Here is a 9589-nt window from a genome sequence, read left to right on the forward strand (position 1 = left end):
AGCTCGCCAATGCTCCCGTGGGACTGGGCTAGCCTTGTGCGGCGATGAGTGCAGCTAGCGGCATGAGTGCCAAAAAGGTCAAGGCCGGCGATTCCAACGGTGAGCTGCGCCTGCCGCCGCAGAACCTGGAAGCCGAGCAGGCCGTTCTGGGCGCGATTCTGCTCGATCCCAAGGCCCTGGACCGCGTGATACCTTTCTTGCCGCCAAAGTCCTTTTACAAGGAAGCCCACAATCACATTTATGACGCCATGCTGGGGCTGCAGACCCAGGGTGATCCGGTGGACACGCTGACCCTGTCCAACCATTTGAGCAAGCTCGGTACACTGGACCAGGTGGGCGGCGCCTACTACCTCACCGGCCTGGCCGAAGGCATGCCCTCGGCCGCCAATGTTGAGCACTACGCCGATATCGTGCGGGAAAAGTACGTGCTGCGGGAAATCATTGGCGCAGGCAACGCCCTGATCGCCGACGCCTATCAGGGAGAATCGGAGCCCAATGAGCTGCTGGATGACGCCGAGCACCGCCTCTTTGACCTGCAGCGCCGGGCGAGTGGCGTGAAATCGGTGGGTATTGAACCGATCATGCACAAAACCATGACACGACTTGATCAGCAGCATCATGACCGCAAAAAGGGCTACCTCGGAATTCCGACCGGTTTTGAAGACCTTGACGAAATGACCGACGGCTTTCAACCGTCCGACCTGGTCATTCTGGCTGGGCGGCCGTCCATGGGCAAAACGGCCTTCGCCCTGGGGGTGGCCCGTAATGCGGCCAAGAAATTTGGCCACAGGGTCGGTATATTCAGCATGGAAATGTCGGAGTTCCAGGTTGCCCTGCGGTTCATCACTGCGGAGGCCGAAATCGACTCCCACCGACTGCGCCGGAGAAAGTTACATGATCGCGACTGGCCCAAAATATCCAAAGCTGCGGGTGATCTGTCCGAGTTGCCCATCTACATTGATGACACCGCCGGCCTGAACATCCTGGAACTGCGCTCCCGCATCAGACGCTTTAAGGCCGACTACGGCATTGAAATGGCCATTATCGACTATCTGCAGTTGCTTGCCGGGCCGCGCCGTTCTGAGAGCCGCCAGCAGGAGATTGCGGAGATGACGCGATCGCTGAAAGGTCTGGCCAAGGAGCTCGATATCGTCATCCTGGCCCTGTCGCAGCTCTCCCGTGCCCCTGAGCAGCGGCCCGGCAAGGACAAGCGCCCCATCATGTCCGACCTGCGGGAGTCGGGGGCCATCGAGCAGGATGCCGATGTCATCCTGTTTCTCTACCGCCAGTGGGTTTACTCCCGAAATGATGAAGACCTGGGCAAGGCTGAACTGATCATCGGCAAGCAGCGCAATGGTCCCACCGGTCGGATTCATCTGACTTTTAGATCAGAGTATGCCAGCTTCGCTTCTGCGGCCCCGGAGGATCGGGACGCCCGCCGGGGTGCCGAAGCATACGAGGAAGGGGTGCCCTTCTAGCCGTGGTCGATACGCTTAAACAGCTGCTCCCCTGGAGCGAGGAACACCCCGCGGAGTTCCGGAAACTCATGGCCAACCTCCCGGTCAACGGCGAGCGCGGCAACAACATCCAGGACTTTCTGTGGCGGGCTTATCTCACCGCGCAGAAGGCCCATGCCAGGCAGGTGCGAAAATCGGGCGAGCCCTACTTTGCCCATTGCTACCAGGTGGCCCTGCTGCTGTCCGAGTGGCATATGGACCCCATGACGGTGGCGGCAGGGCTGCTGCACGATTCCATAGAGGACACCCCTTACACCAGCGACGACATCAGCGATCTGTTCGGCGCGGAGGTTGCCGAGCTCGTGGAGGGTGTGACCAAGCTCTCCGGCATCAAGTTCCGCAGCCAGGCCGAGCGGCAGGCCGAAAACTACATGAAACTGCTCCTCTCCGTGGCGCAGGACATCCGGGTGATCATCATCAAGTTTGCCGACCGCCTGCACAACATGCGCACGATCCGGCATCTGCCCCGCATCAAGCAACGGCGCATTGCCATCGAGACCCGCGATGTCTATGCGCCCCTGGCACACCGTTTGGGCATGGCCCGGGTCAAGTGGGAACTGGAGGACCTGGCCCTGCAAACGCTGGAGCCGGAGGCCTACGCGATGCTGGTCAAAAAGGTGCGGGATTCACGCACAGCCCAGGAGAAACATATCGCGACGTTCGCCCTGCCCATCCGCGAGTCGCTGAAGGCCAACCAGATCGAGGCACGGGTGGTGGGTCGTCCCAAGCACTACTACTCCATATGGGGCAAGATGCAACGCCGGCGGGTCGACTTTGAGGACATCCATGACCTCCTGGCCATCCGCATTATCGTGGACCGGCTGGATGAGTGCTATGCTGCCCTGGGCATCGTGCACCAGCTCAATACACCGGTGCAGGAACGCTTCAAGGACTTCATTGCCACCCCCAAACTCAACGGTTACCAGTCCATTCATACGACCGTGGTAGGTCCCAAGGGCAAAGTAGTGGAGGTCCAGATTCGCACGGAGACAATGGATCAAACGGCGGAGGTCGGGGTGGCGGCCCACTGGCGCTACAAGGCGGGTGACGGCGGTGATGCCAACCGGATGGACCGGCAGGTGCGCTGGCTCAGGGAACTGGTGGAAATGGCCCATACCGACAAGTCCACCCCGGAAGAGTTCCTCGATCTGCTGAAGATCGACCTGTTCAGAGATGAGATATTTATATTTACGCCGCGCGGCGAGGTGTTGCAGCTGCCGGTGGGTTCAACCCCGGTGGACATGGCCTTTGAGGTCCACACCGAAGTGGGTTTGCACTGCGTCGGTGCGCGGGTGAATAGCAAAATCGTACCGCTGAATGCGGTGCTGGGCAACGGGGATACGGTAGAGATCATCACTTCGGAGCACCAGACCCCCAACCACGCCTGGCTCAAATTTGTGCAGACCGGCAAGGCCAAGACCCACATCCGCCGGGTGATCCGTCGTGCTCAGCAGCAGGAGAGCATCCGGCTGGGCCGCGAGATGATGGAGAAAGCGTTGCGGCGGCTGAAGCTCGCGTCACTGAAAAAGGTGCTGCGCAAGGACCCGCAGAAGACGGGCTTCGACTCCGAGGATTCCTTATATGGCGCCCTGGGACGGGGCGATACCACGGTGCGCCAGATCATCGAGAAGCTGGTACCGGACCTGGCGCCGGACAGCGCCGGCCTGGACCGAGGAGTCCCCCCAACCACTGGCCGCCGGTCCCGCCGGTCCACACAGGGCATCAGCGTGGACGGCATCAGCGATCTGCTCATTGCCCTGGGCAAGTGCTGCAATCCCATTCCCGGTGACGAGATCATCGGGTTTGTCACACGGGGCCGCGGCATTACCGTGCACCGTGTTGCCTGCGAAAATCTCCCCCTCATCGGGGACGATCACGACCGCTACGTCGAAGTAGATTGGAGCGTGGACAAACGGCGGACTTTTGTAGTCAACCTGAAAGTGATGGCAGAGGACCGCAAACACTTCCTCAAGGACGTCACCGAATCGACCTCCAAACTCAACACCAACATCTCGAGCGTCGATCTCACCGTGAACGAGGGCATTCTGACCCTCCACATGACAGTTGAAGTGGATAACGTTCGTAAACTAGAGCGAATTCAGAGCCGAATTCGGATGATACCCGGAATCATATACATGGAGCGCACCTGATATGAACAACGATAGTGTGACCTACACGAAGAAAGATGTAACCCAACGTGTCGCTGAAAAGCTCAATAGGCCAGTTTCTCAGATGAAAAGTTCGGTCGACGCAGTCTTCGAGACCCTGCGGGAGATCATGAGCCAGGATCATCGCAGGATGCGGGTGGAAATCCGCAACTTTGGCGTGTTCGAGGTGAAACCCACCAAGGCCAAACCGCGGGCACGCAATCCACGCACCAATGAGGAGGTCTACGTACCCCCCCGGAGGAAAAGCCACTTCAAGCCCGGTCGCCTGCTCAAGCAGGTCTTGCGCCAACCGCTGGACCCGGAGTAGCCCCGTCTGTAGTGGCAAGAGTCCTGGGCATTGACCACGGGACCCGGCGCGTCGGGCTGGCGGTCTCCGATCCCACCCGGGTAATCGCCCAGCCCCTGACGACTCTCGAGCGTGGTGAGTCGGAGGCCTGGTGGGGCCAGCTCGCACAGATCATCGCAGAGCAGGAAGTGGAGGCCATCGTCGTGGGTTACCCCCTCACTATGGGTGGCTCCCACTCACGGCAGACCGGCGAGGTGGACCGGTTCATCAGCCAGCTGCAGGCCCGGTCCGGTCTCCCCGTGCTGCGCTATGATGAGCGCCTCACCTCCGTCGCTGCCCGCCGCTCGCTGATCCAGCAGGGGGTCAAGACCGGCCATAACAAGGGGGCGGTGGACCGCACCGCTGCAGCCCTCATGCTCCAGGACTATTTGGACAGCCGGCCATGACGGTGGCAGACCTGGCAGAGCGCTACCGCAGCCTGCCCACCAACTGGAAACTGATCCTGGGTGGCGTGATCACCGGGCTCAGCTTTCCACCCTCACCGCTGGGGTTCCTGGCGTGGGTGGGGCTCGTGCCCTTGATTCAGGCCTGGCTGGCAGCGCCTGGGGCGGGCCGCTCAGCCTTTTACGGATTTACCTGGTCCCTGGGATTTCTACTGGTGGTCATCTATTGGTTGGCTCTCAACACCGGTACCTTCTGGTGGGCCGCCACCCTCAGCATGCTGACGGCTGTCCTGGTGCTCAGCCTCAACTATGCCGTCATCGGCTGGTGGTTCGGCTGGCTCTACGGGCGGCTGGGACGGCAGGCCCTCTGGACGCTGCCCTTTGTCTGGGTAAGCATCGAATTCCTGCGCAGCTTCGGCACCCTCGGTTTTCCCTGGATCGCCCTGGCCAACGGCCAGACCGATTATTTTCTGCCCATCCAGAATGCCGCGATCACCGGTATCTATGGGCTGAGTTTCTGGGTCGTCATGCTGAACGTCCTGTTCGTGGAGGTCATCCATGCCCGGAACAGGCGCGCACCGGCGTTGCGCCTTGGCGCTGCCCTGGTGGCTCCCTGGCTGAGCGGCATGCTGCTGTTACCCGCTGTGCCCGAACCCACCCTGAAAGTGGCCGTCGTCCAGCCCAACGTCAACGCTCAGTCCAAGTGGCAGCCGGAGATTCGCCACCAGCACTTTGACCAGCTGGCCCGCCTCACCCGGGAGGTGGCAGTCGATTCGCCGGCCGTGGTTTTCTGGCCGGAGGCCGCCACGCCGGCCTACCTGCGCCGGGGGGGGAAGCGCTACCTGCGCGCAATCGCTGCCGAGCTCGGCGAACTGGGCGTGGACGTGGTTACAGGCATGCCTGACTACGTGCGGCTGCCCGACATGAGTGTGGAGTATTTCAACTCCGTGGGCTACATCGACAGCCTGGGCTTGCTCGATGAGCAGTACAACAAGATTCACCTGGTGCCCATGGGTGAATACATCCCCTTGTCGGAGTGGTTTCCTTTCCTCAAATCCCTCAACCTGGGGCAAGGCAACTTCACGCCCGGCGAGGAGTACACGGTCTTCGAAGTGGCCGGGATACCCTTCAGTGTGGGCATCTGTTTCGAAACCACTTTCCCCGGGGTGAACCGCCGTTTTGTCCGTGCGGGGGCTACTTTTCTGGTGGGGGTGGTGAACGACGCCTGGTACCAGGTATCGTCCGGTCCCTACCAGCACGCCGCGCAAGCCCGTTACCGGGCCATTGAGCTGCGCCGTCCCATGGTGCGGGCCGCCAATACCGGCATCAGTGTGGTCTACGATCAGGCTGGCCGCGTCGTCAACCGCCTGGGCCTCAACCGCGAGGGCACCTTCACCGCCATGATTGCCCCCACCGATGAACTGAGCTTCTATGCTCGTGTTGGCGATCTGTTTGCCTGGCTCAACGTGGTCCTGGCGCTGGGCATCAGCGGCTGGTTGCTGGCCCGCCGCAGCGCCATGGAGGCTGGCGATGAATTCTGACCGCTGGGCGTTGATCCTCCTGTGCGCCGTGGCGGTGGGGCGCCCCGCCTACTCACAGGACACGGGCGAGCGAGGTGCGCTCGTCCGGTCGTTGATACTGCCCGGCTGGGGCCAGCAGGTGTTGGGCCGGGGGGCCGCGGCCCGGCGGCTGATCTTGGCCGAGGCGAGTCTCTGGCTGAGCTACGCCCTCACTTCCGGCGCGGCCAACTGGTACCAGCAAGACTACCGTGCACTGGCTGCCCTCCGCGCGGGGGTCAGCCAACTTCCCGAGTCGGACATCTACTATTTTCGCTTGGGCGAATACATCTCCGCCACTGCCTATAACCAGGCCCAATTGCGGCAGCGCAAGCTTGACGCGCTCTATCCCCTGGGCTCGGGTATTGACTGGCAGTGGGACGATTCTACCAGCTTCAAACGTTATTATGATCTGCGCCAGTCCAGCCTGTTGGCCGCCAAGCGGGCTTCCTTCACCCTGGGGGGCCTGGTGCTGAACCGCGCCATCGCGGCCGTCCATGTGCTCATCATTTCCCGGCTGTCTGGGCGGCCACCTGAGGCGGCCTGGCGCCCCCTCCCTGGTGGCGGTCTGCTGACGGTGCGGTTGCCGCTGTAGGATGGCCCCGTTCGTGCGGCTCCGCAAGTACCCGGTCGGCCGATGCAGCAGACCACAGCAGGTCGCAGGCAAGACCCGTGCAACCTAATCCGCTTGTGAGAGTGGTGCTGGTACTAACCGGTTTGCTGGCTGTTTCGCTGGCGCCCGATCCTGCTCAGCTGGGCCTTATCCTGGTCGTGTTTGTGGTGTTGTGTCTGCCGTTGGGAGTCGGACTGTCACCGCTGTGGGTCAGCGTGCGGATCATGTTGCCCTGGACGCTGCTCTTTTTCGGGATCCACCTCGGCTTCTCTATTTTTCTGGCCCCGGATCTGGGCGCGGTGGGCGTGGTGAAGCGCGAGATCATGGTGCTGCTCCGCTTTATCGCGCTGGCTCTGGTCATGGGCTCCATGACCAGAGGTCTCTCCGCCCAAAACCTGGTTGACAGTCTCAAAACCCTGCTGGATCGCTGGCACATCCGCAGCCGCAGAGCTGAGGATTTCCTCCAGACCGTGCGCCTCATCCTGGTGTTTATTCCTCAGGTCACGCGGGAATACCGGAGCCTGGAGCGCTTCCATCGCGCCCTGGGCTTCGATCCGCCCCAAGGACTGGCTGCCAGGGTCCGGTTCTACGGCCACAACTTGCTCCCGGTGATGTCCCGGTCTGTGGACCGGGCGCGGCAACTGGGTGTGATCATGAATCTGCGCGGCTACGGCCAAGTCATTCCCCGCGGACAACTTACGCCCGTACCTTTCCGGCTGGCCGATGCCCTGGCTGTGGCGCTCATTGTTGTATTGTTGGGCGGTGCCGGATGGGCGCTTTAAATTTCAAACTGGTGTTGGAATATGATGGCACGGCCTTTCATGGATGGCAGTCGCAGCGCCGGGAGCGTACGGTTCAGGCCGAACTCCAGTCGGCTCTGCGCGGGCTTACAGGCCAGCGGAAAGTGGTGGTCATCGGGGCCGGGCGGACCGATGCCGGCGTACACGCCCGGGGGCAGGTCGCCAGCGTGAAACTGGACACCACGATTCCGCCCGATCGTCTCCAGCAGGCTGTCAACAGCAAGCTGCCGGAAGACCTGCGAGTGCGGTCCGCGGCCCTGGTTCCGGACTCGTTTCACGCCCAGCGTAGCGCCACCGCCCGGCGCTACAGCTATGCCGTCACCACCGCGACTCCCGTTCTGGGTCGACAATATGTCTGGGCTTCAAGTTGGCAGCATGACGTTGAACTCCTGTCACGGTGCGCCGCCATGATTTTGGGGAGGCACGATTTCGCCGGCTTTGCCAAGGCCAATTCCGACACCCCATCCACCGTTTGTATTGTTCAGGAGTCCCAGTGGGAGTCGCCGGGACCGCAGCTGACCTACCATGTTACCGCTGACCGCTTTCTGCACCATATGGTTCGCTACCTGGTAGGCACCATGATGGAAGTGGCCCGGGGGCACTATGCGCTGGAACAGTTTGCTGCTCTGCTTGAGGACGGCCCTGGGGAGGTCAGCGTGCAGCGGGCCCCAGCCAGCGGGCTGGTGCTGGAGCAGGTGTTCTATCCGGCCGGCGAGGTAAGGGCATGACCATCCTCGCCAGAACGGGTCTGGTCGTGCTTGGCAGTGGGCTGATCCTTGGATCGTCGCTCAGTGCGGATCAGGGTGCCGACGACCCTTACACCAGCCGGCATACCGCCCTCACCCGGGCCATCGAGCGCGTCAGCCCCGCCGTGGCCGGTATCAATGTCATCAAGCTCCAGAAGGGTCCCAGCGGCTACAGCCGACTGTTTAGCGATCCTTTTTGGGCCAACATGTTTCCAGAGACCTATCGCCGTGTGGAAAGCCTCGGGTCGGGGCTGGTCATATCCTCGGACGGTTACGTGGTAACCAACGCTCACGTTGTGGAGAATGCCGCCGAGATCATTGTTACGCTGCCCGGCGGCATGCAGTACGATGTGGCCGACGTTTTCACCGACGCGCTTACCGACATTGCTCTGCTGAAGATCGAAGCCCAAAATCTGCCCATCGTACGGCTGGGCGATTCGGATGACCTCATTATTGGCGAATGGGCCATTGCTCTGGGCAATCCGCTGGGGTTGTTCGATGTCAGCAAACAGCCGACGGCAACCGTGGGCATTATCAGCGGCCTGAACATGGATTTTGGCCACAAGGAACCGGGCCGGGTCTACCAGGACATGATTCAGACCGACGCCGCCATCAATCCCGGAAACAGTGGTGGCCCGCTGGTGAATGCCAACGGCGAGGTTATCGGCCTGAACAGCTTTATTTTCACCGAGAATGACTACTCCGCCGGTTCCATCGGTATCGGGTTCGCCATCCCGGTGGATGCGGCCCGCCGATTCCTGGACGAGGTCAGGGCCCACGGACGTGTGCGGGAGCCGTGGTCGGGAATTGTCGGCTTGAAGGACCTCACGCGGCGATGGGGTCAGTATCTGGATCTGTCGATTGCGGAGGGGGCCCTGGTGACGGGTGTAGTCGTAGACAGCCCCGCGTACGAGTCGGGGTTGGCTCGGGGGGACGTCATCGTCTCCATAAACGGCGAGAACGTGCGGGGCGAAAAAGAGGCCTGGGGAATCCTCAGGGGCCTGCGGGTGGGGGACATGGGTACTCTGGTGGTGGTGCGCAGCGACGGCAGACACACCGTCGCCTTCCGCCTGCAGGAGTTGCAGCGGCAACAGAAGAGGTGGTACTGAGTGGCCCGGGAGGGGATTCCCTTCGTCGGCGGGGCGGTTTTGTTGAGTCTCGCCTGCTGGCTGGCCTCTGACTGGGTCGCCTGGCTGACCTACGCTGCCGCCGCCTTCGGGGTACTGACGGCATTTGTGGTTTTTTTCTTCCGCGATCCGGAGCGCACCCCGCCGCCGGTTCCGGGGGCAATCCTGTCAGCTGCCGACGGCAAGGTGGTGTGCATAGAGCGGCTGGATGCGGAAGAGGAGTATCTCAAGGGCCCCGGGATCAGAGTCAGCGTGTTCCTGTCGGTCTTCAACGTCCACGTCAATCGCATCCCAATGGCGGGAAAGGTCGATTTCGTCGACTGGCGCACTGGC

General features: G+C 61.9%; 10 protein-coding genes. All 10 read left to right on the forward strand.

The window, feature by feature from the left end; genetic code table 11:
- The first annotated feature begins 62 nt into the window (after positions 1-62).
- On the forward strand, positions 63-1478 hold the full coding sequence (dnaB, locus tag IH971_09520) for a replicative DNA helicase (GenBank protein ID MCH7498076.1): 1416 nt from the start codon (positions 63-65) through the stop codon (positions 1476-1478).
- Positions 1479-1480: 2 nt separating this feature from the next.
- Positions 1481-3667, forward strand: coding sequence for a bifunctional (p)ppGpp synthetase/guanosine-3',5'-bis(diphosphate) 3'-pyrophosphohydrolase (locus IH971_09525; protein ID MCH7498077.1), 2187 nt, complete (start codon positions 1481-1483; stop codon positions 3665-3667).
- 1 nt (position 3668) lies between these two features.
- Positions 3669-3992 carry an integration host factor subunit beta gene (locus tag IH971_09530; protein MCH7498078.1) on the forward strand — a complete coding sequence of 108 codons (324 nt, stop codon included), beginning with the start codon at positions 3669-3671 and terminating at the stop codon, positions 3990-3992.
- An 11-nt stretch (positions 3993-4003) separates the two neighbouring features.
- On the forward strand, positions 4004-4417 hold the full coding sequence (ruvX, locus tag IH971_09535) for a Holliday junction resolvase RuvX (protein MCH7498079.1): 414 nt from the start codon (positions 4004-4006) through the stop codon (positions 4415-4417).
- A complete protein-coding gene (gene lnt, locus IH971_09540; protein ID MCH7498080.1) occupies positions 4414-5955 on the forward strand; it encodes an apolipoprotein N-acyltransferase in 1542 nt (513 codons plus the stop codon). The genes ruvX and lnt overlap by 4 nt, the downstream gene beginning before the upstream one ends.
- Positions 5945-6565, forward strand: coding sequence for a hypothetical protein (locus IH971_09545; protein MCH7498081.1), 621 nt, complete (start codon positions 5945-5947; stop codon positions 6563-6565). The genes lnt and IH971_09545 overlap by 11 nt, the downstream gene beginning before the upstream one ends.
- Before the next feature lie 77 nt (positions 6566-6642).
- Positions 6643-7365 carry an energy-coupling factor transporter transmembrane protein EcfT gene (locus IH971_09550; protein MCH7498082.1) on the forward strand — a complete coding sequence of 241 codons (723 nt, stop codon included), beginning with the start codon at positions 6643-6645 and terminating at the stop codon, positions 7363-7365.
- Positions 7353-8111 (forward strand): tRNA pseudouridine(38-40) synthase TruA, encoded by a 759-nt coding sequence (truA, locus tag IH971_09555; GenBank protein MCH7498083.1) that lies wholly within the window; start codon positions 7353-7355, stop codon positions 8109-8111. Before IH971_09550 ends, truA begins: the two co-directional genes overlap by 13 nt.
- Positions 8108-9238, forward strand: a complete 1131-nt coding sequence (locus IH971_09560) for a trypsin-like peptidase domain-containing protein (GenBank protein ID MCH7498084.1) — start codon at positions 8108-8110, stop codon at positions 9236-9238. The genes truA and IH971_09560 overlap by 4 nt, the downstream gene beginning before the upstream one ends.
- On the forward strand, positions 9239-9589 hold a 351-nt coding region (locus IH971_09565; protein ID MCH7498085.1), incomplete at its 3' end, for a phosphatidylserine decarboxylase.

This window comes from Candidatus Neomarinimicrobiota bacterium, assembly GCA_022560655.1.
Taxonomy (GTDB): domain Bacteria; phylum Fidelibacterota; class Marinisomatia; order SCGC-AAA003-L08; family TS1B11; genus JADFSS01.